The 25,680-nt window shown below is 68.3% G+C and carries 24 protein-coding genes; 2 read left to right on the top strand and 22 right to left on the bottom strand.

Translation table 11 applies throughout. The features are described 5' to 3' along the window. Positions 1–7 precede the first annotated feature (7 nt). From ACTJKJ_RS08130 to ACTJKJ_RS08085, 10 genes are all read right to left on the bottom strand, one after another. Complete coding sequence (locus ACTJKJ_RS08130) at positions 8–460, bottom strand: hypothetical protein (protein ID WP_091724462.1); 453 nt, start codon at positions 458–460, stop codon at positions 8–10. A gap of 10 nt (positions 461–470) precedes the next feature. Beyond that, the gene (locus tag ACTJKJ_RS08125) at positions 471–2,747 is read right to left on the bottom strand and encodes a type VI secretion system Vgr family protein (RefSeq protein ID WP_440820104.1); all 2,277 of its coding nucleotides are present in this window, start codon (positions 2,745–2,747) and stop codon (positions 471–473) included. Positions 2,748–2,969: 222 nt separating this feature from the next. Further along, a complete protein-coding gene (locus ACTJKJ_RS08120; RefSeq protein ID WP_440820103.1) occupies positions 2,970–4,598 on the bottom strand; it encodes a cellulase family glycosylhydrolase in 1,629 nt (542 codons plus the stop codon). 156 nt (positions 4,599–4,754) lie between these two features. Further along, on the bottom strand, positions 4,755–5,282 hold the full coding sequence (locus ACTJKJ_RS08115; RefSeq protein ID WP_147241385.1) for a hypothetical protein: 528 nt from the start codon (positions 5,280–5,282) through the stop codon (positions 4,755–4,757). Between the two features lie 156 nt (positions 5,283–5,438). Next, a complete protein-coding gene (locus ACTJKJ_RS08110; RefSeq protein WP_440820102.1) occupies positions 5,439–6,410 on the bottom strand; it encodes a hypothetical protein in 972 nt (323 codons plus the stop codon). Between the two features lie 50 nt (positions 6,411–6,460). Next, entirely contained in the window at positions 6,461–6,922 is a 462-nt protein-coding gene (locus ACTJKJ_RS08105; RefSeq protein ID WP_440820101.1) for a hypothetical protein, read from the bottom strand. Between the two features lie 26 nt (positions 6,923–6,948). After that, positions 6,949–7,881, bottom strand: a complete 933-nt coding sequence (locus ACTJKJ_RS08100) for a hypothetical protein (protein ID WP_440820100.1) — start codon at positions 7,879–7,881, stop codon at positions 6,949–6,951. Between the two features lie 4 nt (positions 7,882–7,885). After that, positions 7,886–8,242: a DUF4150 domain-containing protein gene (locus ACTJKJ_RS08095; protein WP_440820099.1), complete on the bottom strand. Its 357-nt coding sequence runs from the start codon at positions 8,240–8,242 to the stop codon at positions 7,886–7,888. Further along, entirely contained in the window at positions 8,235–9,629 is a 1,395-nt protein-coding gene (locus ACTJKJ_RS08090) for a DUF2169 family type VI secretion system accessory protein (RefSeq protein ID WP_440820098.1), read from the bottom strand. The genes ACTJKJ_RS08095 and ACTJKJ_RS08090 overlap by 8 nt, the downstream gene beginning before the upstream one ends. Positions 9,630–9,643: 14 nt before the next feature. Then, positions 9,644–11,683, bottom strand: a complete 2,040-nt coding sequence (locus ACTJKJ_RS08085; protein ID WP_440820097.1) for a type VI secretion system Vgr family protein — start codon at positions 11,681–11,683, stop codon at positions 9,644–9,646. Between the two features lie 174 nt (positions 11,684–11,857). On the opposite strand from ACTJKJ_RS08085, the gene ACTJKJ_RS08080 reads away from it, so the two are divergent. Beyond that, positions 11,858–12,580, top strand: coding sequence for a hypothetical protein (locus ACTJKJ_RS08080; protein WP_254783294.1), 723 nt, complete (start codon positions 11,858–11,860; stop codon positions 12,578–12,580). Then, positions 12,580–13,284 carry a hypothetical protein gene (locus tag ACTJKJ_RS08075; protein WP_440820096.1) on the top strand — a complete coding sequence of 235 codons (705 nt, stop codon included), beginning with the start codon at positions 12,580–12,582 and terminating at the stop codon, positions 13,282–13,284. Before ACTJKJ_RS08080 ends, ACTJKJ_RS08075 begins: the two co-directional genes overlap by 1 nt. Before the next feature lie 15 nt (positions 13,285–13,299). Here the strand turns inward: ACTJKJ_RS08075 and ACTJKJ_RS08070 are convergent, their stop codons facing one another. From ACTJKJ_RS08070 to tssB, 12 genes are all read right to left on the bottom strand, one after another. Continuing rightward, a complete protein-coding gene (locus ACTJKJ_RS08070; protein ID WP_183479305.1) occupies positions 13,300–13,635 on the bottom strand; it encodes a YnfA family protein in 336 nt (111 codons plus the stop codon). Between the two features lie 163 nt (positions 13,636–13,798). Beyond that, entirely contained in the window at positions 13,799–16,450 is a 2,652-nt protein-coding gene (tssH, locus tag ACTJKJ_RS08065; RefSeq protein ID WP_183491391.1) for a type VI secretion system ATPase TssH, read from the bottom strand. Next, positions 16,447–17,700 carry a type VI secretion system baseplate subunit TssG gene (gene tssG / locus ACTJKJ_RS08060; RefSeq protein WP_440820095.1) on the bottom strand — a complete coding sequence of 418 codons (1,254 nt, stop codon included), beginning with the start codon at positions 17,698–17,700 and terminating at the stop codon, positions 16,447–16,449. Before tssG ends, tssH begins: the two co-directional genes overlap by 4 nt. Then, on the bottom strand, positions 17,697–19,625 hold the full coding sequence (tssF, locus tag ACTJKJ_RS08055) for a type VI secretion system baseplate subunit TssF (RefSeq protein ID WP_440820094.1): 1,929 nt from the start codon (positions 19,623–19,625) through the stop codon (positions 17,697–17,699). The genes tssG and tssF overlap by 4 nt, the downstream gene beginning before the upstream one ends. A 9-nt stretch (positions 19,626–19,634) precedes the next feature. Next, complete coding sequence (gene tssE, locus ACTJKJ_RS08050) at positions 19,635–20,129, bottom strand: type VI secretion system baseplate subunit TssE (protein WP_440820093.1); 495 nt, start codon at positions 20,127–20,129, stop codon at positions 19,635–19,637. Between the two features lie 22 nt (positions 20,130–20,151). Next, on the bottom strand, positions 20,152–20,673 hold the full coding sequence (locus ACTJKJ_RS08045) for a hypothetical protein (protein WP_440820092.1): 522 nt from the start codon (positions 20,671–20,673) through the stop codon (positions 20,152–20,154). Further along, positions 20,658–21,362, bottom strand: coding sequence for a hypothetical protein (locus ACTJKJ_RS08040; protein ID WP_440820091.1), 705 nt, complete (start codon positions 21,360–21,362; stop codon positions 20,658–20,660). Before ACTJKJ_RS08040 ends, ACTJKJ_RS08045 begins: the two co-directional genes overlap by 16 nt. Further along, on the bottom strand, positions 21,363–22,163 hold the full coding sequence (locus ACTJKJ_RS08035) for a type VI secretion system accessory protein TagJ (protein ID WP_440820090.1): 801 nt from the start codon (positions 22,161–22,163) through the stop codon (positions 21,363–21,365). A 72-nt stretch (positions 22,164–22,235) separates the two neighbouring features. After that, a complete protein-coding gene (locus ACTJKJ_RS08030; RefSeq protein WP_175538241.1) occupies positions 22,236–22,736 on the bottom strand; it encodes an Hcp family type VI secretion system effector in 501 nt (166 codons plus the stop codon). Positions 22,737–22,869: 133 nt separating this feature from the next. Beyond that, on the bottom strand, positions 22,870–23,349 hold the full coding sequence (locus ACTJKJ_RS08025; protein ID WP_091724440.1) for an Hcp family type VI secretion system effector: 480 nt from the start codon (positions 23,347–23,349) through the stop codon (positions 22,870–22,872). A gap of 215 nt (positions 23,350–23,564) precedes the next feature. Beyond that, on the bottom strand, positions 23,565–25,064 hold the full coding sequence (gene tssC / locus ACTJKJ_RS08020) for a type VI secretion system contractile sheath large subunit (protein WP_440820089.1): 1,500 nt from the start codon (positions 25,062–25,064) through the stop codon (positions 23,565–23,567). A 48-nt stretch (positions 25,065–25,112) separates the two neighbouring features. Continuing rightward, positions 25,113–25,625, bottom strand: coding sequence for a type VI secretion system contractile sheath small subunit (gene tssB, locus ACTJKJ_RS08015; protein ID WP_091724438.1), 513 nt, complete (start codon positions 25,623–25,625; stop codon positions 25,113–25,115). Positions 25,626–25,680 lie beyond the last annotated feature (55 nt).

Below are 25,680 nucleotides of genomic sequence, written 5' to 3'. Positions count from 1 at the left end.
GCCGCGCTCAGTTCATCTTGATCATCGGCGCCAGCAGCCGCAGCAGCCGGCGGCTGCGCGTGGCGAAGCTGGCGCAGACGATCTCCACGTCGCCGTCGGCGCCCAGGCGCAGGCGGGACTGGCCGTTGCGCAGCACGATGTCGCCGCGCGCCTCGAGCACCAGCGTCTCGGGCCGATCGGCGAAGGCCTTGGGATCGGCCACCGGGCGCGATTCGGCCAGCTGGCGTCCGATGCGCCCGAGCACGATGCCGCCGCCGGCGCCGTCCTGCCAGACGAGCACCGCGTCGCCGCCGCTGCAGGCGGCTCCGGGCGCATCCGGCTGGAGCAGCTCGCAGCGCAGCAGTTCGCCGCCGGGCAGCCGCACGCGCAGGTGGCCCTCGTCGTCCACCTCGGCCACTTCGCCGCGACACAGCGCCTGCGGTTGGCCGATGAGCGGCGCAAGATCGAAGGGGTTGGACATCGCGCCTCCTTCAGCTGTTCTGGTTGATGTTGGGCGAGCCCTTCAAGTCGAGGTTGCCCCCGGCCTTGATGCCGATCTTGCCGCTGCCCTGGATGGTGATGCTGGTGCCCTTGAGCGTGATGTCGCCGCTGCTCTTGAGGATCAGCTGGGCGGAGCCGCACTTGAGCACCAGCTCGGACGCCGCCTCGACGCCGGCCTTGGCCTTGCTGTTGACGCTGTAGTCGCCGCCCGACTGGAAGCTCATCGTCGAGCCCGACTGCGCCGAATAGCTGGCGCCCGCCTTGTGGCTCATCTTCGCGCCGGCCTCGTGGTTCATGTGGGTGCCGGCGGACACGGCCTTGCTCAGGCCGACCTGCTCCGAGCTCAAGCCCCCCACGGCCACCACCTTCGCGGCGCCGACTTCCTGCATCAGCGCCGCGCCGATGGCCTGGTTCATCGCCGCGCCGACGGTGAGCGCGTAGGCCGCGCCGATGGTCTCCGCCTTGAGCAGCGCCACGGTGACGGTCTGCGTGCTGCCGAAGCTCTGCGTGTCCGCCGCGCCCACGGTCAGCGTGCGTGTGGCGCCGATGCTCTCGACCTGGTTGGCGCCGACCGTCAGCGTCTCGTCCACGCCCACGGTCTTGCTGCGGTTGCTGCCCACCGTCATCGTCTGGTTGGACCCGATCGAGATCGTCTGGTCCACCCCGACCGTCTGCGTCTGGTTGTTGCCCACCGTCTCCGCGTCGTCGACGTCGACGGTGTCGGTGCGGTTGTTGTGGATGGTCGAGCTCTGGTCGTGCTCGATCGTCGTGGCCATGTCGTACTGGCCGTGGATGGTGATCATCTCCTTGCCGGCGGTGTCGTCCATCGACAGCTCGTTGTAGCCGGCACCCTTGTGGGTCTTGGACTTGATGCCGCTGATGACGGCGGCGGCCGGCAGGCCGTAGGGCGGCATCTGCTCGGCGTTGTAGACGCGGCCGGTGATGAGCGGCTGGTCCGGGTCGCCCTCGACGAAGTCGACCACCACCTCCTGCCCGATGCGCGGGATGGACACGCCGCCCCAGCCCTTGCCGGCCCAGGGCTGCGAAACGCGGATCCAGCACGAGCTGCTCTCGTTGCGCTTGCCGCGGCGGTCCCAGTGGAATTGCACCTTCACCCGGCCGTACTTGTCGGTGAAGATCTCCTCGCCCGACGGGCCCGTGACGATCGCGGTCTGCGGGCCGGGCGCCATCGGCTTGGGCGTGCGGCGCTCGGGACGGAACTGCTGGTCGGCGGGAATGGCGCTGAAGCGGCAGCGCAGGTCCGACTCGCCGGAGGCCGATTCGTTGGCGGCCTGCCGCATCTGGAGGGTCGTGCCGGTGACCAGGTACTTGGCGTTCTGGTCGTCGCGCGGATGGCGCTCCAGCGACAGCAGGTGGCCGGTGCGCACGCCCTGCGCATTGGTGTCGCCGTCGAAGCGCGCGAAGGCGGTCTGGATCTCGTCGAGGCGGTCCTCCGCGTACTGCGCGCCGTCGCCGGCCTGCAGGTAGCCGCCGGGATAGTCGAAGACCTCGCCGTCGGAGAGGTCGTAGTCGCGGGTGCGGTCCTGCTGCTTCTCCAGCGAGCTGGAGGGCCGCTCGAAATCGAAGTCGGTGATGACGACCTTGCCGGGCTTCAGGCTCTCCTGCGTGATCCAGGCGTCGACGTACTCCAGCTCCGGCGGCACGTTGGCGGAGCTGCCGTAGAACGGCAGCGACTCGCAGCCGGGGGCGCAGTCGTGGGCGGAGGCGGCGTCGGTCAGCACCAGCGTGTGGCCGGCCTCGTCATGGGTGAAGTACCAGTAGATGCCCTCGTTCTCGAGCAGGCGGGCGACGAAGTTGAAGTCGGTCTCGCGGTACTGGACGCAGTAGGTCCAGGGGCGGTAGGCCCGCATCAGCTTGAACTCGTGGCGCGCGACGGGGTGGTCGTCGAAGACCGCCCGGACGATGTCGGGGACGGTCATCTCCTGGAAGATGCGGCAGTCCGCGGTGCGCGTGAGCAGCCACAGCCAGGGCCGCAGCGTCATCTGGTAGACGGTGTGCCGGCCCTCGAAGCCGGTCTGCGCGAAGCGCGTGACGTAGCCGGCCAGCTGGCGCGGCGCGTCGTCGCGCAGCGCCATCGTCAAGGTGGCGGCCTTGCCGAGCAGCTCGGAGGCGCGGATGTCCTTGCGCTCGCTCAGCAGCGTGAGCGTGGTCTCGCCGAGGTCGCTCAGCGCCTCGCGCGACGCGCAGGCGTGGACACGCAGGACGTCGTCGCCGAGCGCGGTCTTGAGGCGGAATGGACTGGCCATGGGCGGACCGGAGGGGACCCGGGGAGTGGTGCTTCACGGTAGGCCGGTGCGAGGAGCGCCGGAAGCGACCAAAGTCATTCGCGCGACGCGCCCTTGTAAAGGGGTGAATCAGCCGGCGACGGCGTGTCACCAGTGTGGGTGACGCCACAGACGCCGCCGGCGGCGCGCGCTACGGTGCCGGCCGGGCGACGCCGCCGCGCCCTCCCCGCCCGCTCGGTGGGTTCACCGGCAGACGTTGGTGTCCACGGCGGAGCCGTCCCACAGGCGCTTCAGGTTGTTGTACTTGTCGAGCGAGACGGACTGCCAGTCGTCCTGCAGGATGCCGCCGGTGTCGCCGGAATTCGGATTCCACGACCAGTAGAAGAAGTTGCGCACGCCCTTGCACTTCAGCCAGTCGACGAACTTGACCTGCCACTGGCGGTCCTTGTCGGTGAAGCGTCCGCCGAACTCGCCCAGCACCACGGCGTTCTTGCCCATGAAGCGGCCGAGCTGGTTCTGCCAGATGGCCGGCATGTTGTTGGGGAAACCGGTGCCGTCGCCGAAATAGGGCTGGCCGCTCACCGACGGGCCGTAGATGTGGGGCGACAGGACCAGGCGGTTGCGCGGGATCTTCGTCTCGTCGATCGGATAGCAGGCGGCCGGCTCGATGTTGCCGCCCCACCAGTGGGCATCGGGGTTCTCGCAGCGCCCGCCGTTGTCGGACACGCCTTCGACGAAGACCAGCAGCTTGGCATTGGTGGCGAGCACTGCGCTGCCGGCGCGCTCGGCGGCGAGCTTCCAGTCGTTGTTGATGTCGCCGGTGCCCCAGAAGGCGCCGCTGCCGCCCGTGCTGTGCGGCTCGTTCTTCAGGTCGACGGCGAAGACGTTGGGCACGTTGCGGTAACGATCGGCGACGAACTGCAGGTCGGCGACCCACTGGTCCAGCGTGTAGCCGGGAATCTGGGGCGTCGTGGAGATCGCGTTGCAGTCGGGCCGGTGATGGTCGAGCAGGACATAGAAGCCGCGCGTCGCGAACTCCGCGACGATGCGGTCCAGCACCTGCAGCGGCGTCTTGTTGGCCAGGTCGGGGTTGACGCTGGTGTTCAGCGCGCCGCTGGGGCGGCCGGTGGAGCGCAGCGTCGCCGGGCAGAACGGCAGCCGGACCGCGTTGAAGCCCAGGTCCTTCATCTGGCCGATCATGTCCTTGTAATTGCGCTGCCACAGGCCGTGGGCGACGAGGTCCGGCGTCTCGAAGCCAAACCAGTTGACGCCGCGGATCGACACCGCGACGCCCTGGCTGTCGAGGATGCGGCCATCGGTGGCGACGCTGAACGGCAGCTTGAACTGGCCCGTCGCGGGGATGGAGAGGTCGCTGGACGGCGCTGGCGCTGGCGCTGGTGCCGGAGCGGGAGCAGGCGCCGGGGCGGGAGCAGGCGCCGGAGCGGGAGCGGGAGCGGGAGCAGGCGCCGGAGCGGGTGCTGGTGCCGGTGCCGGCGCACCGGCCTCCGAGATGCGGAAGGACGCGCTATTCGGCGCGGTGCCGGTGCCGCAGAAGCCGACCTCGAAGCTCTGGCCCGGCGCGACCGGCGAGTTCCAGCTGGTGCCGGTGACGGCGAAGGTCGCGCCCGACTCGAGCTTGAAGGTGCCGTTCCAGGAGCCGTTCATCTGGCCGCTGGGCAGCTCGAAGCGCAGCGTCCAGGCGCCGCTGGGGGTGGCGCCGGGATTGCGGACGGTCGCCCGCGAGCAGAAGCCGCCCGACCAGACATCCTGGGCCACGTTCAGGCTCAGGGCCGCATAGGCGGGCGCGACGGCCCCGAAGGCCATCGCCACGAGGCTGGCACGCTGAACGAAGCGACGAGGAACTGGATGCATGACGTTGGCCCATGAAGTGGAGGGACAGGGAACGCCGGCAGTGTCGAAGCCTCGCCCGCAAGGGCTGGTGAGAATGGGTAACGCCGTATGACTACGTTGTCATCTTCGCCACAGCGGCGCGTTCCGGCGGCGAGTCCGGGCGGCGCGCGCGGCGGGTCAGAGCGACAGCGGCAACGCGACGGTGAGGGTCAGCACGGCGCCGTCGTCGGCGTAGTCGGCGGTCAGCTCGCGGTCCTCGAGCTGCCACTGCTCCCACTCGACGATGCCCTCCTCCTCTTCGCCATCGGACGGCGTGCCGTAGGCGGCGAGCGCCTGCTCGCGGGTCTCGACCGGTGCCGATGCGAAAGGCGCGTCGCCGGCATAGGGCTCGACTTCCTCGCTGCCCTCGGGGTAGTAGAAGAGCGCGCTGAGCACGTGGGTGCCGGGCCCCAGCGGCTCGCCGAAGTCCACGGCGTGGGTTTCACGCGGGGTGAAGGACATCACGACGCCGAGTTCCTTGAGCAGGACGAAGCCGGCACGGATCTCCTTCTTGCGCTTCTGTGAGAGCTCGGTCGGCGCTGGTGCGCCGGCGGGCGTGGTGTGCGCGAGGATCGCGGCGATCAGCGGCGCGTCGACCTCGGTGAGGCCGAGCAGGCGGGGGAGCTCGGGGAGCGACAGGGGGGCGGTGGCGTGGGTGTCGGTCATGGAGGCGAACGATAACGCGTCGCGGCGCTCACCAGGCGGGTCCGGCGATGAGGAGGGTGCTCCCCATGACAATCATCTCTCCTGTGGACTCAGCTTTCACACGGTCCAGCGTTGCGATTCAGCTCAGGGCCGAGAGTACATGTCCGAATCTCGGCTTCAGCATTCGTCGTGCACACTGCGCCAGGTGCCAGGCGACATCAGCTTGATCCGGATAAGCCGGTTGTCGACGTTGCTGTAGAGCACGTGCAGGGTGCAAGCAGATAGGTGCCAGACCGCGTGCCCTGTCAGTTCCGACGATTCCTGTTGTTCTGGTGGAACTCCAACCTTCGAGAAAAGCATGTCCGGACTGTCCTCGAACGATAGTCCGAAGGGCAACTCGCCTTGCCATCCCGTCGATTCCTGATCTCGATTCCTGTGAAGGGAAACGGAACGGATGATTCCACCCGACTGAGTTGCTGCAAGTCCGATGGACACTCCGGCATCTTGCAAGAGATCAATGGTCCCCGTTTCCTCGCCATCGGTGATGCGATCCTGACTGAGAAGCAAATCCCACTTGGCACGAAGCCCGGGATCAGCCAAGGGCTCCCCTAGCGATTCCACGACGGTCCTCAGTGAAATCTCATGTGGAGTCGCCGGGACGGGCAATGGCTGGGGAAGAACGCGGCACACCACGCGCGCCAGGCGCTTGCCATCGTCCGCGTAGACCGCAGTTAACCGATATCCGGGGACATCCCATGCGTCCGTGCCGCCCGAATGCCGACTCGAGTCGAAGTCAAACAACTTCTTTCGGACCTGCTGCCGGTCGTCACTCCACGCCAGACCAAACGGCAAGCGACCCGTGTACGCCTCGATGTCCTGAAGTCGCGAGTAGAAGTAGGCCTGCGTGAAGAGCAACTCTCCGTGCCCCCATCCGCGAGAAGACCCAACGCCCGATTGATACGCTGCTTCTGTGAATCCGAGTTCGATTCCCTTTCGGCGCACCAACACCCAGTCGTGGTAGGGCGATCCTCCGTCATCAGAGTCAGACAGCGAGGGTCGATTGAAGGTGTTCAATTTCTCGAACACCCCGGCATCCTGCAGTTCGTCGACAGTTCGTCCGAACCAATGAATCAATTCATCTGAGTTCAAGCGATCCTCAATCGATGCATCTTCGAGGTCGTGGCGCAGAGGCTGCCAAACTATTCAAACAGTTGAGACACGGAGACTTGTCGAATCCGCTGCTCGTCCGAAGTGAAGCTCAGAAGCATGCGTTTGTCTCCAAACACCCATCGATCGTTCTTCAAGCTGCCGCGACTGGTCCATTCCGGCTCCCCGAACTTCGCGCGGGCCTGTTCCCTCGTCATGGTCATGTCGAGATCGAAGGGAGTTCCGCCCACGGCACGTCCAGGCTCTGCAGGGTGAATGAAGAAAGTGCGAAGCACCAGTTCCCCTTCAGCGTACTTCTTTCCCTCAGGCAGTTCGCTACCCAACGTGAAGACGAGTTCGATTTGCTGACCGGCGATCTCCACGTTGGTTTCCTTCTCGCCGCGCGGAGGACGCTTCAGCGGCGTTGCAACACCCAGCGCCTTCAGGTACTCCACTACAGCAGGGTCGGCTTCCGACTTGCCCAGCAATGCCAACGCGCTTTTATAGATATCCATGCAACAACTCCAGTTCGAGGGGGTAATCAATCGCCGCTGATGAGCTTTTCCAGCCAGTCGTCGTAGTCCTTGTTGGACTTCTTCAGGATCGCATCAGAGGCCTTCTTGTACGCATCCTTGCAGCCACCGTCGGCATCATACTCATCGATCTTGTCAAGCATGGCCGCGACGTCTCTAGCAGCAGAACCCGCCAGGTCCTTTGCATCCTTCGCAGCTTCCGCTATGGACTGTCCGTGTGTAGGACTGTGGTCAATGTGCGCTTGTCGAGGAATGGCGATTGCGTCGGCACCATTGTCGATGGCCCGTTTTTCCGCAGCGCTGAGCGGCTCGCCTTTCAACTCGGCGGCCCGCTCCTTCAAAGCTGCTTTGGATGGAATATGGTCACGATCGAACTTGCCATCTCCGGTTTTCTTCTTCAAGTCGCCATAACTGCCGGACTCTCCGCATTTCATCTTCTTCTTGGGCTTGGATTTTGCGCCCTCGCCTTTTTCTCCCGTTGGCTTGGGCGCGGCTTCGGCCTCCTCCGCCTTCCGCGTCTTGCCCGCCAACTCATCAATCTTCTTTTCCGCCGCCTCTATTGCTTCCTTGATCGGCTTCTGCATGCTCTCCGGGAGATGCGGCACAACTTCGTCAGCGACCTTGCGCACGCCGGCGAGATAGCGTTCGGAGTTCTTGGCAATCTTCGCGGCGGTGGCTGCCTCGCCGGCAATCGGCACCACGCCGACCAGGGACAAGCCTGCGCCCCACCAGTCGCCCCGCATGGCGCTCACCAGGCCATTCAACAGGTCTGCCGGAGCGCCAAAGCCGGGCACGAGCCCGATGACGTCGAGCAGCATCTGCAGCGCGTCAAGCTTGGAGATTTCGCTCGGGTCGATCTTGACCCCGGCGTTCGCGTCTTCCGCCTTCCCTGCGCTGGCCGCCGGCTTCTGCAGGACGCCTGTCGTGTTGTAGCTTCCCATGCGATCAGCCGCCGTTCATCCAGAACTTGTCGCCGTGGCGCACCATCCACTTCTTCCCGGCGCGCACCGTCGAGCTCTTGTCCAACGGCTCGCACTTCTTGCCCACGGTGCCGCTCTTGATGCCGGTGCCGCTGCCCGGTGTATCCCCCGCGCTGCTGGGCGTCTTGCTCTGGTCGAAGACCACGACCGGATTGCCATTGATCTTCACGCTCTTCACCACACCCGTCGCATCGCTCAACTGCGACGTGATCGGATAAGGCACCGGCACCATCGAGCTGCCCATCGGCGTCTTGCAGACATCGGGCGGCATGCTGTAGACGACCCAGCCGCTTTCCTTGCGCGCCCCCAGGTTGCTAGCCATGAGCAGCCTCCTCCATCTTAAACAAGGGGGCCGAGAGTTCGGTCTCGAAGCGCAACTCGGCCGTCTTCACGCCCATCTCGGCCGACACGCTCGCGCGCCAGACGATCGCCAGCTCCATCGCATCGGTGTCGACATGCAAGGTGTCGATGGCGCACACGCCGCCGAGCATCAGGCCGCTGGCCAGATGGAACAGAACGGACACCCGGTGACCCGGCAAGGCGATGACGGCGTGACCGCTCGGGCACAGTTTGGGATCGATCAGATTGCCAAGCTCGATGTAGCAATCCGGCCGGGGAAAGGTGATCTGCTGGTCCTCCGGCGCGGCGTTCCAGTACGCCATGTCGAAGTCCTTCGGCAGATTCGGCCAACGCTCCTCCAGCCATCGATCGTCATAGGACCCCGCGCGTTGAATGCGCGGCGTCCAGGCGCGGCCCACCGGTCCGAATCCGGCGGGCCGGTGCGCATAGGCCTTGGCTTGCTCCAGCATCTGTGGCGGCTGCTGGCCGGCCGGCTGGGCGGTGATGTCCGGTCGATCGACCGACTGATCCGGCCACTCGATCTGCGGCGCGGGCCAACCTGACGGCATCGGAATCCGCGCCTCCCGGGATGCGCGTTCCAGATCGGCATGCATCCATCCCCGACCCAGCGGATTCAGGAAGCAGACCTCGTTGAGCAGCAGTTCCGGCGCGTCCTCCCGTTGCCCGAATTCGGGATTCGGCACCCGGCTGCCGCCGCCGTAGGCGAGTTCGTACAGGAGCGGCACGCTGGCTGCGAGGGTCGACCTCCGACGCGTCCAGGCACCCGTCGCGTCGCGCGAGAACTCGGATGGCGCGCGCAGATGAATCGCCTTGTCGAGCAACATCTCACGACTGCGATCACCGTTTGGGCCAGGAGCTCGCAACCAGGCATCGATGCCGACGCGCCGTCGTTCCTGCCACGCCAGGCGATCGCTGAAGCTGGCATCCGGGTCGGTCAAGGGAGGCACATAGCCCGCTGCCGGATCCGCCTGCGGATGCCGCGAGGGCTGGCTGACACGCAGCCTCGCGAGCCAACCCTCGCTGGCCCGCCCGCCCGGCGCGTGGCTGGTGCCGGTCACCAGCACATCGCATTTCGGCTTGAACGGCGCGAGGTCGCTTTCGGCGCGCACGCTGCTCCGGCCGATCTCACCGACGTATTGATCCTCGGTGACCAAGGGGGGCGCTCCCTCGTCGACCACCTGCGGCACGAGGCGCATCGGACCGGCGACAGGCGGCGATGCGCCCTCCAGTTGCCACGCCGGCACCAGCTTGTAGACCGTGCGCAGCACCACGACGTCGTGCTCGCGGTCCTGCGTGTCGATGCCGCGATAGCCCGCCGCGCCAAACGGCGTGAGGTTGACCAGTTCCATACGGCGCTCCGACCTCAGTTGAGGTCGATGTCCTTGCCGTTGATCTGCACCGGTCCGGACGCATCGAACAGGAACTCCGACCCGACGATGGTGACCTTGCCGTCCTTGGTCATGGTCAGGCTGGCCTTGCCAACGACGAAGCGGATCGCGTCACCTGCGACCAGCTCATAGGTCTTGCCCACGCGCGTGGTCTTGCTCAGCCCCACCTGCTCCGACTGCTGCAGGCCGACCGTCGTGTTCATCAGGCCGCCAACGGTGGTCTGATAAGCCGCGCCGATGGTCAGCGCCTTGCCCAGCCCGATCGTCTCCGCCTTGGCCAGCGCAACCGTCTCCGTCTTCATTCCCCCGATCGTCACCGACCGGTTGTCCCCGATCGAAATCGTCTCGTTGAGGTCCACCCGCTCCGTCCGGTTCTGATGCACCGTGATCGTCTCGTCCAGGTCGACCGTCTCCGTGCGGTTCCCCTTCACGAACACCGTCTCATGCCGGTCGATCGTCTTGGTGCGGTCCCGTCCGACCCAGTGCGTCTCGTCGTTCTCGACCTCGATGTCCTGGTTCTTCTCCGCGTGGATCCACAGCTGCTCGGCGCCCTGCTTGTCTTCGAAGCGGATCGCGTTGGCATTGCCGTAGCTGCCGCCCTTGGTCGAACGCGTCAGGAAGCCGCTCTGCGTCGCATTGGCCGGCAGGTCCCACGGCGGCAGGTTCTCGCCGTTGTAGGTGCGGCCGATGATGATCGGCGCGTCCGGATCGCCCTCGATGAAGCCGACGATCACCTCCTGCCCGATGCGCGGGATGTGGATGCCGCCGAAGTTGGACCCCGCCCACGGATGCGCCACGCTCACCCAGCACGAGCTGCGCTCGTCGCGCTTGCCCCGCCGGTCCCAGTGGAACTGCACCTTCACCCGCCCGAACTTGTCGGTGTGGATCTCCTCGCCCGCCGGCCCCGTCACGATGGCCGTCTGCGGCCCCGACACCAGTGGCTTGGGCGTGCGACGCCCCGGCCGGAACTGCTGCTGCGCCGGGATGCAGCTGAAGCTGCAGCGCAGCGAGGTCTCGCCCGAGCCCGATTCATTGGCCGCCTGGTGCAGCGCCAGCTGCGTGCCAGTCACCAGGTACTGCGCGTTCTCGCTGTCGCGCGGATGCCGCGTCAGCGCCAGCAGGTGGCCCGTCTGCACGCCCTGCGCATTGGTCGTGCCCTCATAGGTCTCATGACTGCTCTGCAGCTCGTCGAGCCGGTCCTCCACGTACTGCGAGCCGTCCCCGGTCTGGATGTAGCCGCCCGGGTAATCGAAGATCTCGCCGTCCGACAGGTCGTAGTCGCGCTTGACCATCTGGCTGGTCTCCAGCGCGCTGGACGGCTTCTGGAAGTCGTAGTCGGTGATGACCACCTTGCCGGGCCGCACGCACTGCGCGCCGCTCCAGCCCTGCACGTACTCCAGCTGCGGCGCGCCCTGCGATTCCGAGCCATAAAACGGCAGCGACTCACACCCCGGCTTGGCGTCATGCCCGCTGGCCGAGTCGCACAGCACCACCTTGTGGCCGCTCTCGTCGTGCTCCACGTACCAGTAGATGCCTTCGTGCTCCAGCAGCCGCGCCACGAAGTTGAAGTCGGTCTCGCGGTACTGCACGCAGTAGTTCCAGGTCCGGTACGGGCGCAGCAGCTTGAACTCGTACCGCGCCACCGGATGGTCCTCGAACACCTGCTTGACGATGTCCGGCACCGACATCTCCTGGAAGATGCGGCAGTCCGAGGTGCGCGACAGCAGCCACAGCCACGGCTTGAGCTGCATCTCGTAGACGCAGTGCTTGCCCTCGAAGCCCCGCTGCGCGAAGCGCGTCACATAGCCGCTGAGGTGGCGCGGCGCGTCCTCGCGCAGCGCGATCGTCAAGGTCGCCAGCTTGCCCAGCAGCTCGGAGGCCAGGATGTCCTTGCGCTCGCTCAGCAGCGTCAGCGTGGTGTCTCCTGCCTCGCTCAGGCCCTCGCGCGAACTGCAGGAATGCACGCGCAGGACGTCGTCGGGCAAGGCGGTTTTGAGGCGGAACGGTGAGGCCATAGGTCTTCCAGGATCTCCCTGGCCGACACGGTAGGGGGCGCCTATCGCGCGCAAAAGAGGCGAAAGTCACTTTGGCCGCCGCCCTGCGCCCGTTACCGTCCATCCTCCCCATCCGCATCAGGGGCAGGACTTGCGCTGCCCGCGGCCTCCGGGGTCGTATCCAGGAGATTTCCCATGCCTGCCTGCCGCATTCCCGGGCCGCTTGGCGCCGGCGCCAATTGCTTCGACATCGACGACGGCACCCTGGTGCGCGCCGCATCGCCGCTGCCGGCCCCGGTCGGCACCGCGCCGCGAGACAAGCCGCCGGCCATCGATGACGACACCCGCGCGCTGGCCGCCGTCGCTTATGGCGAGGGCTCGACCGGCAACGTCTACGAGGAGATGGCCGCCATCGCCAACGTGCTGGTGCGCCAGCAGAAGGCCCGCGGCTACAAGACGATCAGCGCCTTCATCAAGGCCGACAAGACTTTCGCCTTCGCCGCGCATGACGGCAACCAGCGCCACGGCAAGCTGATCAAGGCCAGCGCCGAGGAGATCGCCAAGGACGCCGGCATGAACGACGCCGTGCGCGGCGCGCGCAACGCGCTCGATCCCAGCGGCACGGACTACTCGAACGGCGCCTACTTCTGGGACGGCGCCGACATCAAGTCCAACTACGACAAGCATCCCAAGGTCAAGGCCGGCATCCACATCACCGACCCGAAGCACAACATCTACGACATCAAGGACAAGGACGTCCCCGGCGAGGAGTGGTGGCGCAACGCGCAGGGGCAGAAGACGAAGCTGCGCGGCAAATGGGATTACAAATACGAGTCCACCGCCGCGTATGGCGGCACGATCTTCTGGAAGTACAACGCGGACTTCGTGAAGGCCACCAACAACAAGGAATACGACTGATGCGCCCCCAGCGTCCCGTTGCCCTCGCCGCGATCGCCCTCGCCTGCTCGGCCTTCGCCGCCTGCGCCGCCCAGGCCGACGCCCTGGCGAAGAACGCCACCGAGCTGCGCGACCTGCTCCGCGGTCCAGCCACGGCGGCGACGCTGACCCCGATCAAGACCGAAGGCTGGTGCGGCCCCCAGGGCTGCTTCGTCGATGCCGGCGAGTTGCGCATCGACCGCGACAAGGGCGGGTTCGCGCGCGCCGAGGGCGGCCAGCGGCTGCAGGTCGTCGAGCACAAGGCGCCGGGCGGCGACGCCCTGCCCGACCTGGACTGGACGCCGACCGACGCGTACCGCGTGATGGCGGGCGGTCAGCGCTGGGGCAGTTGCCTGGAGTTCTCGCACGCGGGCGTGGGCAAGAGCGGCACCTTCCAGCGCTGGACCAGCGTCGTGCTGGTGCCCTTCAACGGCGCGGCGCCGGGCGCGATCGCGCATCGCTTCGTCGGGTACTGGACGGGCTGCGACTCGCTGGTGTCGGGCGCTACCGCGGGCACGCTCACGCTGCGCGTGGTCGAGCGCCCGGAGCCGAAGGCCGGCAAGCCGCTGCGGCTGGTCGCCTACCAATGCAGCGCGCGCGGCTGCGAGGGCCAGGTCGATCGCCGCACGGTCAGCGGGGAGCCGGGCAACGCCCAGGATGGGACCTTGACGATCGGCCAGCCCTGAGCGTCACGGCGCGGATCAGGCCGCCGGCCGGCGCCCCAGGATGATGATCGCCATTCCCACCAGGCTGACGGCCACGCCAATCCAGTCGGTGGGCGTGGGCTTGACCTTGTCGACGAGCATCAGCCAGACCATCGCCACGCCGATGTACACACCGCCATAGGCCGCGTAGACGCGGCCCGCGGCGGTCGGATGCAAGGTCAGCAACCAGGCGAAGAGCGCCAGGCTGCCGGCCGCGGGCACGAGCAGCCACGCGGACTTGTCCTGCTTGAGCCAGAGATACGGCAGATAGCACCCGACGATCTCGGCGACGGCGGTGACGACGAACAGCAGGAAGGTCTTGGCCAGTTCCATGGCTCAGCGCTCGCCGATCACTTCGTGGAAGTGGATGACGAGCCGCTGCGAGCTTGCGCCGCAGCGACTTCGGGTACTCGCCTCGCGGTCGCTGCCGAAAGTTTCGAAGATGTCTTCATACGAGCTCGATACCGCCGGTGCTCACGCGAGCAAGTTTCCGGCTTCAATCGAACCCGTACTCGAAGTCCCCGTCCTTCACGTTCAGCGCGACCTTGGTGATCGTCTGCCCGTTGGTCAGGCGCGTGAGGTACTCGCGGCTGATGCGCGGCAGCACCGTGTTCGTCAGGATCGCGTCCACCACCCGGCCGCCGCTCTCGACCTCGTTGCAGCGGCTGATGATCAGCTTCACCACGTCGTCGCCGAAGCTCAGCGGCACGCCCAGGTTCTCGCCCACGCGCTTCTGGATGCGGCCCAGCTGCAGACGCACGATCTGGCCCAGCATCTCCTCGCTCAGCGGGTAGTACGGGATCGTCACCAGCCGGCCCAGCAGCGCCGCCGGGAACACCTTCAGCAGCGGCTCGCGCAGCGCCTTGGCGATGCCCTCCGGCTCCGGCATCAGCTCCGGATCCGCGCACAGCTTCATGATCAGGTCGCTGCCCGCGTTGCTCGTCAGCAGGATGATCGTGTTCTTGAAGTCGATGTAGCGGCCCTCGCCATCCTCCATCCAGCCCTTGTCGAAGACCTGGAAGAACAGCTCGTGCACGTCCGGGTGGGCCTTCTCGACTTCATCGAGCAGCACCACGCTGTACGGCCGGCGGCGCACCGCCTCGGTCAGCACGCCGCCTTCGCCGTAGCCGACATACCCCGGCGGCGAGCCCTTGAGCGTCGAGACCGTGTGCGCCTCCTGGAACTCGCTCATGTTGATGGTGATGACGTTCTGCTCGCCACCGTAGAGCGCCTCGGCCAGCGCCAGCGCCGTCTCGGTCTTGCCCACGCCCGAGGTGCCCGCCAGCAGGAACACGCCGATCGGCTTGCTCGGGTTGTCCAGCCCGGCGCGCGAGACCTCGATGCGCTTGGCGATCATCTCCAGCGCATGCCGCTGGCCCACCACGCGCTGATTCAGCGTGTCGGCCAGTTGCAGCACCGCCTGCAGCTCGTTGCGCACCATGCGGCCGACCGGAATGCCGGTCCAGTCCTGCACCACCGCGGCCACCGCCTGCTCATCCACCTGCGGCAGGATCAGCGGCGCATCGCCCTGCAGCGTCGCCAGTTCGGCGCGCAGGCCGTGCAGCTCGCTCAGCAGCGGACCGCGCTCCTCTTCCGAAGGCGCGCCCTCGCCGTCCTTGCGCAGCAGCGCATGCAGCGCCAGCACGCGGTCGACCATGCCCTTCTCTTTCAGGTGGCGCGCCTCCAGCTCCGCCTTGCGCGTCTGCGATTCGTCCAGCGCCGCCGCCACGCGCTGCTGGCGCTCCGCAACGTCCATGCCGATCGCGCCCTCGCGCGCGATGATCTCGCGCTCGATCTCCAGCGCCTGGATGCGGCGCAGGCAGTCCTCCAGCTCCGCCGGCGTCGCGTGCTGGCTCACCGCCACGCGCGCGCAGGCCGTGTCCAGCAGGCTCACCGCCTTGTCGGGCAGCTGCCGCGCCGGGATGTAGCGGTGGCTCAGCCGCACCGCGGCCTCGATGCCCTCGTCCAGCAGCGCCACGCGGTGATGCTTCTCCAGGATGGAGGCCACGCCGCGCAGCATCAGCACCGCCTTGTGCTCATCGGGCTCGGGCACCTGCACGACCTGGAAACGCCGCGTCAGCGCCGGATCCTTCTCGATGTGCTTCTTGTACTCGGCCCAGGTCGTCGCCGCGATCGTGCGCAGCTTGCCCCGTGCCAGCGCCGGCTTGAGCAGGTTGGCCGCGTCACCCGTACCCGCCGCGCCGCCCGCGCCGATCAACGTGTGCGCCTCGTCGATGAACAGGATGATGGGCTTGGGCGAGGCCTGCACCTCGTCGATGACCTGGCGCAGCCGGTTCTCGAATTCGCCCTTCATGCTGGCGCCCGCCTGCAGCAGGCCGATGTCCAGCATGTACAGCGACACATCCTTCAACTGCGGCGGCACGTCGCCCTGCGCCAGGCGCAGCGCGAAGCCCTCCACCACCGCCGTCTTGCCCACGCCCGCCTCGCCCGTCAGGATCGGGTTGTTCTGGCGCCGGCGCATGAGGATGTCGACGATCTGGCGGATCTCCTCATCGCGGCCGGCGATCGGATCGATCTCGCCATTGCGCGCGCGCTCGGTCAGGTCCACCGCGAAGCGCTTGAGCGCCTCCTGCTTGCCCATCGCCGCCGGCGCGATCGCGCCGCTCGCGTCACCGGGTGCCGCGCCCGGCTCGGCCGCGCGCATCGCGCGCTCCGGCGAGCCCTCCAGGATCTGGTTGAAATGCTCGCTCAGGTCGTCGACCGGGATCTTCTCGAACTGCTTGGACACCGACAGCAGCACGTTGCGCATCGACGCCGTCTTCAGCAGCCCCAGCACCAGATGGCCGGTGCGCACCTGCTGGTCGCCGAACATCAGCGAGCCATAGACCCAGCCGCGCTCGACCGCGTTCTCGACCCAGCTCGACAGATCGGTGACCGAGGTCGCGCCGCGCGGCAGCCGGTCCAGCGAGGCCATCAGGTCCGCCGACAGCTGCGCCGCGTCCAGCCCGTAATGCTTGACGATGCGATGCAGGTCGGAGTCCGGCGTGTTGAGGATCTGGTACAGCCAGTGCTGCAGCTCCACGTACGGATTGCCGCGCAGCTTGCAGAACACGGTGGCGCCTTCGATCGCCTTGTAGGCCAGCGGATTGAGCTTGCCGAAGAGGCTGGTACGGGCGATTTCTGTCATGACGATGCTCCCTGTGATGCCGGTGGCGTGGCCCGTCCCTTCACCCGCTGTCGCGGATGCAAGTGCAGGTCGCCCCGGTCGTGACGATGCGGACGGCCGCCCGAGCGGCCGGTCCAGGATGTGAAGCCCAGGCGCGCGCGGCCGCTCAGCGCCGCGGCGGGCACCTCGTCGCGGCGCAGCACCGGCTGCAGCTCCCATTGCAGGTTGTGGCCGACGTACTGCCGGATCCAGTCGTTGAGCGGCTGCCACGCGTCGCCGTCGGGCAGGAAGCCCTCGTACTGGCGCAGCGTCAGCGGGCCCAGCACGACGCGGAAGCGGTACTGCCGGTCCCAGGCCTTGTTGCCGCAGGCGGTGTCGACGCCCAGCCGCGGCAGCTCGCGGCCGATGCGCTCCGGCCGCTGGCGCGCGAAGCCCAGCCGCGTGCGCTCGCCGTCCTCGACGGGCAGCCAGTGCGGCACGTGCTGCTCGATGCGCACCGGCACCCCGAAGTGCAGCGACAGGATCTTGGCCAGCCCCTCGGCATGCTGCGCCCGCCCGCCGTGCAGCCCGGCCTGGAACAGGCGCGCGGTCTGCGGCAGCGAGTCCGCCGGCCGCTGCGCGCCGTCCAGTCCGGTGGCGGCGCCCAGCCACGCGGCATAACGGTCCGTGGCCGGCCGGTCATGCTGCACCGCGGGCTGGGACTGGGCCCAGGCGCGGTAGAAGTGCAGCAGCAGCCGGTGATGGAAGACGTCGAGGAAGCGGCTCAGCGTCGGGTCGCCGCGCTGATGCAGCCGCTCGCGGGTGTACTCGGTCAGATGCAGCGGCATCGGCCCCTGCGGACCGAGCAGCCCGAAGAAGCGCACGCCCAGCCGCGGCGCGGGGTTCTGCCCGCGGGTCAGGCTGGCCAGCGCCGCCGGCGCGAAGTCCAGCTCGGGCTCCTGCCCCAGCCGGATCGCCTCCTGCGACGGCCGCAGGCCGCGCCCCAGCCGCGGCACATCGGGCGTCAGGCCCTCGATGCGGCGCAGCAGCGCGAAGAAGTCATGGGCCCAGGGCGTCGCCTCCACGCTCTCGAAGAGCGCGCGCAGCGCCGCGTCGTGCTCGCCGCGCCGCGCGGGACGACGCGCCAGCAGCGCGGCGGGCGATGGCTCCGCGCCCGCGTCCTCGGCGTCGCTGACCGCGGCGCTCGCGGCCGCCGCAGCGCCCGGCACCGCGCCTCCCGCGGCGGACGGCGCCTGGACGTCGTCCGACCCGCCGGCGTCGCGCACGTTCATGGACGGCTCCCCGGGGAGACGCGTCCGTCGCGTTCCGTGCGCTGCGCGCGGCCCTCGGCATCGCCGCCGATGCGTGGCGCCCAGCGCTTGACCTGGCCGCGCTGCGGCGTGCGCAGGCTCAGCTGCGTGAAGCTGTTGATCGCCGCGTGGCGGGTGAAGTAGCGCTCCAGCACGCTCGCGAACAGATAGGCGCTGTGGCCCTGGAAGGCCAGCTCGTCGAGTTCCAGCGTGATCTCGGTGCCCGCGCCGAAGCTCAGCGGCCCGGTGAACGGCAGGCGCCGCACGACCGGCTGGGCATCGACGCCCCGGACGCCCTCCACCTGGCGCAGCCAGGCCGGATCGCTCGGCGGGCCGTACAGCGCCAGCAGGCGGCGCAGCGTCGCCGCGGCCTGCGCGGGCGGCTCGTCGGCCCAGGGCAGTTGTTGCTGCGTCAGCAGGCCCACCAGGCTCCAGCCCGCCTCGCCCACCGGCTGGCGGTTGACCGGCCGCGTCGGGCCATGCACCGCCTCGACCTTGAGCACCGGCCCCGCCGCGTCCAGCCGCCAGGCGCCGGCGCCGTTGTGCGGCAGCAGCATCGGCAGGTCGCGGTTGGTCACCAGCGCCGAGACCGACAGCTGGCGGATGTCCTCGCGATAAGGCGCGTGGCGCGGGTCGACCAGCGACAGGAAGACCTCGTCGCCGATGTAGCCGGTGCGCGGCCCCTGCTCCTTCTGGCGCGTCGACAGCAGGCGCGGCTCGCGCCGCACCGTGTAGAAGCCGGGCGCATCGGGCGGTGCCTGGTGGTAGGTCGCGTACAGCGGCTCAAAGCCCTGCTGGCCCAGCGCCCCAGCCCCGTAGCCGGTCACCGACTGCAGGCTGTGGATCTCGTAGTCCATCGGTCGCGTGCGGTCCGGGACGACGTGGTATTCCCAGCTGCCGGTGCCCAGCTGGATGCGGTCCAGCCGCTTCGGGAACAGGTTGATCGCCGGCGTGCAGTGCAGCGAGACGCTGTCCACGTCGACCATCGCCTCCAGCGCCCCGTCGCCGCGGCTGAAGAACAGCACGATCTCGAAGCTCGTGCCCTCCACCCGCGCCAGGCGCTCGGCGAGCTGGTCGATCTCGAGGAACAGGAAGCGCCGCGGCATCGCGGCCAGCTCCTGCATCAGCCGGCAGCCGGAGAAGTTGCGATGCGTCTCCGGCAGCAGCGCCTCGTCCGGCGCGAAGCCCAGCGGGCGGATGCTGGCCGCGGACCGCCACTGCGCCGGCACCGCGGGGGCGTCGATCCCCTCGCCGGTGACGAAGCTGCCCAGCGGCGCGCCCAGCGCCAGCTCGTGCAGGCGATAGGCGACCTCGTCGGGCGCGCTCAGGTAGAGCGCGAGCCGGTCCAGCCCCAGCTGGCGCACCGGAATGCCGCCGCCGGTCTTGAGCCGCAGCCGCAGCCCGCCGCGGCTGCCGGCGGCATCGGGCAGGCGCGACATCGGCAGGTCGGGCGCGTGGCTGAAGTACTGGACGTCGTCCAGCGTCAGCGGCCACAGCGTCACGTCATGCGCGGTGCGGAACTCGCAGCGGGTGTCCTGGCCGCGCGGCACGCCGGACTGCAGCACGCTGCCCCGCGGCACCGGGTGGCCCTTGGAGAGGTTGGGGTCGGTCGGATCGACGCCGAAGCGCGCGATCATCATCGACGGCACCGGCGCCAGGAAGTTGGGGTAGATCGACTCCAGCAGGTGGGCGATCAGGCGCGGATGCTCGGCGTCGAGCTTGAGCTGCACCCGCGCCGACAGGAAGGCGAAGCCCTCCAGCAGCCGCTCGACATAGGGGTCGGCGACCTCCGCATCCTCCAGGCCCAGGCGCGCGGCGATCTTGGGGAAGTCGCGGGCGAACTCGGCGCCGACCTCGCGCAGATGGGCGAGCTCGTCGTTGTACAGGCGCAGCAGCCGGGGATCCATCGCGCGTCCTCAGCCCTCGCGCACCTCGACCTGCCCCGCCTCGAGGTCCATCTGCGTGCGCAGCAGGATCTCCAGCGGCACCGGCTGCGACCAGAGGTGGCCGCGGATGTCGAACTCGATCACGTTGTGGGTGTCCATGACGCTCTGCGTCTCGATCGCGCGGACCTCGAGCGTGTCGGGCAGGATGCGCGGCTCGAAGCGCAGGATGGCCTGGCGGATCTGCTTCTCCAGCAGATGCACGTCGATGCGCGAGGCCAGTTGCCCCGACAGCGCCGGCAGGCCGAAGTTCAGCACGCTGTCGCCGACCCGCGCGTAGGCCTCTGTCGCCTTGCCCAGCGGCTGGATGGCGTTGAACAGCCAGCCCAGGTCGCGCAGCACCGCCTGGCGCAGCTGCGACTTGGTCATGACGCGGCGCTCCTCCGCCTCGACGCGGTGGAAGGGATCGTCGTCGGTGAGGCGGTCCAGCAGGGCCGGCTGCAGGCGATCGCGGGTGATCTGGGTCATGGCTCGCGCGGCGCGGATCCGCTCACTTCGCGGCGCCGGTGTCCAGGCGCCAGAAGACGACCTCAGCGAACTTGCCGTCGTTGGCCCAGGGGTCCCAGATCGTCTTGTCGCCCTTGCTCTTGGCGCCGGCCCAGCCGCCCAGCGAGGTCGACATCGCCAGCGGATACATGCCGCGGGCGCGCATGGTCTGGGACTTGCCGCCCGAGGTGTAGGCATACCCGCCGGCCGGCTTGGCCGCGCCGGGATAGACGACGATCACATGGCCGTTGGGCTGCGTCACCAGGCCGCCGACGATCAGCTCGCCGCGACTGGCGCGCTCGGCCAGCTCGGACACCGGCGTCTCCTTCCAGCGCTTGTCGGCCTTCAGGAAGGCGACCAGCGAATTGGCGGTGCGGTACTCCTGGTCCGGGATGTAGCGCTTGATGACGTGCCACACGGCGTGGCTGCAGGAGCCGGGGTACTTCTCGTAGGCCTCGTCGGCGACCTGCTTGAGCTGGGCGGCGGTGACGGGTTCGGCGGCGGAGGGATTCAGGATGTCGGGCATGGGAAGTCCGCGGACGCCTTGGCGCCCGCTGCGCGGTAACGGTGTTCGGCCGCGTCCCAACGCAGCGCCGGCAGCGCGTAATCGCCGCCGACGGCCGGGTTGCTGACCTGGACGCGGATTTCCTGCGGCACGCCGTCACGCCACAGGCCGTGGCGCAGCGTCAATGTCCGCGGTTGATCGAAGGGGAACAGCTCGGGCAGCCCGCCGACGCAGCGGAACTCGCGGTCGACCAGCATCGGTTTGGGGAAGTCCTCCCACGGCGCGTCAGCGGCGCGGGTGGCGTAATAGGTCTCGGCGAAGACCGAGATCAGCGCCACGCGCGGCGTGCCGCCCGGCGCCGCCAGCTCGCAGCGGCGCGCCGCGTCGAGGTACTTGGCCCAACTGGCGGGCAGCTTGGCGCGGTCGGCGTCAGCCAGCGGCGTGCAGGCCTCGGGCGACAGCGCGCGCCAGGCCGCCTTCGCGGACGGCGCGGCCTTGGCCGCCGCGGTCTTCGCCGCCGGCGGCATCGATCCCGCGTCAGCCTGGACGGACGACGCGACGATCGCCCCGGCCACGGCCAGGACCGCCTTCATCGCGATCGAACGGAGCGGGAAAGCCGCGGCCGGCAACGTGGCCGGCACGCCAGCGGACAGGACGGACGGCGCCCGGGTGGCGCGGGACAGGAACGGACGGGACGGACGGCAGGGCATTCACTTCCTCAATTCGATGAGACGGACATCCAGCAATCCTGCCTCGCCTTGGTCGCTCATCAGCACGCGCTGGCCGATGCCGGCGTACTGGTCGTCCTCCGATCCCGGCAGCGGCTGCCATTCGGTGCGGCGCGACAGCCAGACGCGTTCGTCGTCGAAGGCCACGCTGCGCGGGTAGCGCGTCGGGATCAGCGCCACCGAGGCGCCGCCGTTGGGGAACTCCAGGTGCGCCGCGGCCCAGACCAGGTCGCGCAGGTCGGTCGGCGGCTCGATGTGGATTTCCTTGAGCGCGGAGAACGGCACCCAGCAGTAGCGGCCGTTGATCACCGCCTCCAGCACCGGGCCCAGGCGCGAGTCGCCGTCGCACAGCCACTCGAATGCCTGGCCGTCGATCGTGCCGGCGGTGGCCGGCGCGGCCTCCAGCGCCTGCGCGCGCAGCTGCCGCGCGCCGGCCACGTCGCCGTCGTGGTCGAGCTTGAGCGCATGCACCAGGTTCGCGACCCACTCGGCGGGTTCGCCCATCACCATGGGCGTGGTGCGGCCCTCGAAGACGGCCTCGCGCACCAGCTCGCACTTGAGCGCCTCGCGGTAGGTGTTGACCATCGCCAGCGTGCCGGCGTCCAGCTCGCCGCAGACCTCCAGCTGCGCCGCCGCCCGCGCCCACTGGCCGGTCACCGCCAGCAGCTGGAACAGCATCGTGCGCAGCTTGGCGTCCTGCGGATGCTGCCGGACCTCCGCCTGCGCCGCGGCCAGCGCCTCGGTCGGGCGGCCCGCCGCCAGCAGTTCCTGCACTGCGCTCATCGCATGCTCCGTGACATCTCGTCGTTGTTGGGGTGCAGACCCGCCCTCGCCCGCCGCGCGGGAACGGGCCGGTCAGGTCAGGTCGTCGTCGAAGGTGTGGGTGCCGCCCATCGCGCCCTTGGCGTTCTGGGTCCGGTACTCGATGGAGACCTTCTGGAAGCTCATCGCGATGCGCTCGACCGGCGCGCCGTCGGCATCGCAGTCGATGTCGTAGGAGGCGATGCGGGCCTTCTCCAGCGTCAGGCAGAAGTAGTCCTCCTGCGCGCCGCCCGCCTTGCGCAGGTAGAGCTTGGCGGACTTGACCTCGTCGTTGGTCGCCACCGCGCTCATCAGCGCGGTGCTGGCGCTGTCCAGGTCCTTGGTGATCGTGAGCTGGCGATAGCTGCGGCGGCCGGTCTGCTGGCCCGCCACCGCATCGCCGGCGGCGCCCACGCCCCAGCTGAAGCCGCGCACGACGACGTCGCCGGCGTGGCCCGCCGAGGTGGATTCGCCCTTGACCTTGCCCGCCCGCTTGAGCGACAGGTCCAGGTACATGTCGGCGCTGGTCGCGCCGCCGCTGGTCATCGGATTCATCTTTCGCTCCGGCATGGACAACGGATGACGGCGCGCGCGCCAGGCGACGCACCGTCATGCGTTGTCCGAGCGCGGCGNTCGCGCCGCGGGATCCGCGAACAGAAGGCGCCGGCTCGCACCGGCGCCCCGCCGATCAACGGGTTTCGGTCGTGGCCACGTTCCAGCCGAACTTGACCGCGCCGCCCAGGCCGCCCTTGGCGTCTTGGGCCTTGTACTCGAACTCGATGTCCGCGTACGACAGGGCCACGCTCTCGCTGATCTCGCCACCGGCGGAGGCCGACGGGGCGACGTTGGTCACCAGCACCTGCTTCAGCGTGACCTTCAGGAAGTCCTGCTGGCCTTCGCCGGCCTTGCGGCAGGTCAGGACGGCCTGGTCGAAGTGCTTGCCCGAGGCGCAGGCCTTGGCCAGCACCGGGGACGCCTTGTCGTAGTAGTGCGCGAACACGAACTGGCCAGGAATGCCCTTGCCCTTGCCGGAGCCGGTGCCGGCGGCGGCGGTGCTTTCCTGACGCACATCCCACGACCAGGCGAGCAGATCAATCTCGCCCTTGTGGTCCTTGTGGGTGGATTCGCCTTCGACTCCGGCGAACTTCAGATTGGCGTCGATCGTCATGGTCGGTTTCTCCTAGATGGACTCTTTGAAAACAGTCTCCGCATCAACGCTCACCGCATGCGGAAACCGGGATTTCGGGCCCGAGGGCCCGGTTGGCTCATCGCCTCGAAAATTTCAGAACGGCGCCTTCGACAGCGCTCCCTTGGACGCGTCGCGCGTCGTTGCGCGCGATTTCTTTGTTTCCTTCGCGCGGGCCGCCGGGGCGACCCGCCGCCTCACTTGCCCTTCTGCGACGGCAGCGTCGAGACCAGCCGCAGCGAGACCGTCAGGCCCTCGAGCTGGTAATGCGGACGCAGGAAGAATTTCGACGAGTAGTAGCCGGGATTGCCCGGGATCTCCTCGACCACCACCTCGGCCGAGGCCAGCGGCTTCTGCGACTTCGTCGTCTCCGAGGAGTTGGCGGGGTCGCCGTCGACGTAGTTCATGATCCACTTGTTCAGCCACTTCTCCATGTCGGCGCGTTCCTTGAACGAGCCCACCTTGTCGCGCACGATGCACTTCAGGTAATGGGCGAAGCGGTTGCAGGCGAACAGATACGGCAGCCGCGCGGCCAGGTTGGCATTGGCGGTGGCGTCCGGATCGTCGTACTCGGCGGGCTTCTGCAGCGACTGCGCACCGATGAAGGCGGCGAAGTCGGAGTTCTTGCGGTGCACCAGCGGCATGAAGCCGTTCTTGGCCAGCTCGGCCTCGCGGCGGTCGCTGATGGCGATCTCGGTGGGGCACTTCATGGCCACGCCGCCCTCGTCGGTCGGGAAGGTGTGGGCCGGCAGGCCCTCGACCGCGCCGCCCGCCTCGACGCCGCGGATGCGGGTGCACCAGCCGTAGGTCTTGAACGAGCGGTTGATGTTGGTCGCCATCGCGTAGGCCGAGTTGGCCCAGGTGTACCTGGCGTGCTCGCCACCACCGGTCTCTTCCTCGAAGTTGAACTCCTCGACCGGATTGGTCTTCGCGCCGTAGGGCAGGCGCGCCAGGAAGCGCGGCATGGCCAGGCCGATGTAGCGCGCGTCGTCGGACTCGCGCAGCGACTTCCAGGCGGCGTACTCGGGCGTGCTGAAGATCTTGGTCAGGTCGCGCGGGTTGGCGAGCTCCTGCCACGAGCCCATCTGCATCAGCGAGGGGTTCGCCGCGGCGATGAAGGGCGAGTGGGCGGCGGCCGAGACCTTGGCGATCTCGCCCAGCAGTTCGACGTCGGGCGGGCTGTGGTCGAAGTAGTAGTCGCCGACGATGCAGCCGAAGGGCTCGCCGCCGAACTGGCCGAATTCCTCTTCATAGACGCGCTTGAAGATCGGGCTCTGGTCCCAGGCCGTGCCCTTGTAGCGCTTGAGCGTCTTGCCCAGGTCGTTCTTCGAGATGCTCATCACGCGGATCTTGAGCTGCTCGTCGGTCTCGGTGTTGTTGACCAGGTAGTGCAGACCGCGCCAGGCCGATTCCAGCTGCTGGAACTCGGCGTGGTGCAGGATCGCGTTGACCTGCTCCGACAGCTTCTTGTCGATCTCCGCGATCATCGACTCGATCGAGACGATGACGTCGCTGCCGATCAGCTTGGTCTGCGACAGCGCCTGCTGCGCCAGCGTCAGCACCGCCTGCTCGACGGCGGACTTGGCCTCGTCGGTCTTGGGCTTGAATTCCTTGTTCAGCAGCGAGGCGAACTCGCCGCCTTCATATTCGATGCCCTGCAGCGAGGGCGAGGCTTGCGAGAGGATCTCTTCGGCCATGGTGCGTGCTCCGTGGGGTCCGGCTAGGGGTCTGAGGGCGCGCGGCGCTTATTGCGCGGCGGCGTCGTCGGCGGGTTTCTGGGCCGAGGCCAGGGACTTCAGCAGCGCCTCGTCCTTGACCACCTTGGCGATCAGCTGCTCGGCGCCGGCCTTGCCATCCATGTAGGTGATCAGGTTGGCCAGTTGCTGGCGCGCCTCGAGCAGCTGCTTGAGGCCGTCCACCTTGCGCGCGACCGCGGCCGGCGAGAAGTCGTCCATCGACTCGAAGGTCAGGTCGACCATCAGGTTGCCTTCGCCGGTCAGCGTGTTGGGCACGGCGAAGGAGACGCGCGGCTTCATCGCCTTCATGCGGGCATCGAAGTTGTCGACGTCGAAGTCCAGGAACTTGCGGTCCGACACCGGCGGCAGCGGCTCGGTGGGCTTGCCCGACAGGTCCGACAGCACGCCCATCACGAAGGGCAGCTGGACCTTCTTCTCGGCGCCGTAGAGCTCGACGTCGTACTCGATCTGCACGCGCGGGGCGCGATTCCTGGCGATGAACTTCTGGCTGCTGGTGGCCATGGGGTGCTCCTTGAAGCGTGGATCGGGTGAAGGGTGGAAACCGTGGAGGGAAGGA

This window comes from Roseateles sp. 22389, assembly GCF_052044995.1.
In the GTDB taxonomy this organism is placed as follows: domain Bacteria; phylum Pseudomonadota; class Gammaproteobacteria; order Burkholderiales; family Burkholderiaceae_C; genus Roseateles.
Note: the sequence above shows the minus strand (reverse complement) of the source record. Positions and strands in the feature narration are given on the sequence as shown.

Bases quoted from the DNA above. Each gene is read 5' to 3' on its own strand.
- ACTJKJ_RS08130 (WP_091724462.1), bottom strand. From the start codon at position 460: ATGTCCAACCCCTTCGATCTTGCGCCGCTCATCGGCCAACCGCAGGCG.
- ACTJKJ_RS08125 (WP_440820104.1), bottom strand. From the start codon at position 2,747: ATGGCCAGTCCATTCCGCCTCAAGACCGCGCTCGGCGACGACGTCCTG.
- ACTJKJ_RS08120 (WP_440820103.1), bottom strand. From the start codon at position 4,598: ATGCATCCAGTTCCTCGTCGCTTCGTTCAGCGTGCCAGCCTCGTGGCG.
- ACTJKJ_RS08115 (WP_147241385.1), bottom strand. From the start codon at position 5,282: ATGACCGACACCCACGCCACCGCCCCCCTGTCGCTCCCCGAGCTCCCC.
- ACTJKJ_RS08105 (WP_440820101.1), bottom strand. From the start codon at position 6,922: ATGGATATCTATAAAAGCGCGTTGGCATTGCTGGGCAAGTCGGAAGCC.
- ACTJKJ_RS08100 (WP_440820100.1), bottom strand. From the start codon at position 7,881: ATGGGAAGCTACAACACGACAGGCGTCCTGCAGAAGCCGGCGGCCAGC.
- ACTJKJ_RS08095 (WP_440820099.1), bottom strand. From the start codon at position 8,242: ATGGCTAGCAACCTGGGGGCGCGCAAGGAAAGCGGCTGGGTCGTCTAC.
- ACTJKJ_RS08090 (WP_440820098.1), bottom strand. From the start codon at position 9,629: ATGGAACTGGTCAACCTCACGCCGTTTGGCGCGGCGGGCTATCGCGGC.
- ACTJKJ_RS08085 (WP_440820097.1), bottom strand. From the start codon at position 11,683: ATGGCCTCACCGTTCCGCCTCAAAACCGCCTTGCCCGACGACGTCCTG.
- ACTJKJ_RS08080 (WP_254783294.1), top strand. From the start codon at position 11,858: ATGCCTGCCTGCCGCATTCCCGGGCCGCTTGGCGCCGGCGCCAATTGC.
- ACTJKJ_RS08075 (WP_440820096.1), top strand. From the start codon at position 12,580: ATGCGCCCCCAGCGTCCCGTTGCCCTCGCCGCGATCGCCCTCGCCTGC.
- ACTJKJ_RS08070 (WP_183479305.1), bottom strand. From the start codon at position 13,635: ATGGAACTGGCCAAGACCTTCCTGCTGTTCGTCGTCACCGCCGTCGCC.
- tssH (WP_183491391.1), bottom strand. From the start codon at position 16,450: ATGACAGAAATCGCCCGTACCAGCCTCTTCGGCAAGCTCAATCCGCTG.
- tssG (WP_440820095.1), bottom strand. From the start codon at position 17,700: ATGAACGTGCGCGACGCCGGCGGGTCGGACGACGTCCAGGCGCCGTCC.
- tssF (WP_440820094.1), bottom strand. From the start codon at position 19,625: ATGGATCCCCGGCTGCTGCGCCTGTACAACGACGAGCTCGCCCATCTG.
- tssE (WP_440820093.1), bottom strand. From the start codon at position 20,129: ATGACCCAGATCACCCGCGATCGCCTGCAGCCGGCCCTGCTGGACCGC.
- ACTJKJ_RS08045 (WP_440820092.1), bottom strand. From the start codon at position 20,673: ATGCCCGACATCCTGAATCCCTCCGCCGCCGAACCCGTCACCGCCGCC.
- ACTJKJ_RS08040 (WP_440820091.1), bottom strand. From the start codon at position 21,362: ATGCCCTGCCGTCCGTCCCGTCCGTTCCTGTCCCGCGCCACCCGGGCG.
- ACTJKJ_RS08035 (WP_440820090.1), bottom strand. From the start codon at position 22,163: ATGAGCGCAGTGCAGGAACTGCTGGCGGCGGGCCGCCCGACCGAGGCG.
- ACTJKJ_RS08030 (WP_175538241.1), bottom strand. From the start codon at position 22,736: ATGAATCCGATGACCAGCGGCGGCGCGACCAGCGCCGACATGTACCTG.
- ACTJKJ_RS08025 (WP_091724440.1), bottom strand. From the start codon at position 23,349: ATGACGATCGACGCCAATCTGAAGTTCGCCGGAGTCGAAGGCGAATCC.
- tssC (WP_440820089.1), bottom strand. From the start codon at position 25,064: ATGGCCGAAGAGATCCTCTCGCAAGCCTCGCCCTCGCTGCAGGGCATC.
- tssB (WP_091724438.1), bottom strand. From the start codon at position 25,625: ATGGCCACCAGCAGCCAGAAGTTCATCGCCAGGAATCGCGCCCCGCGC.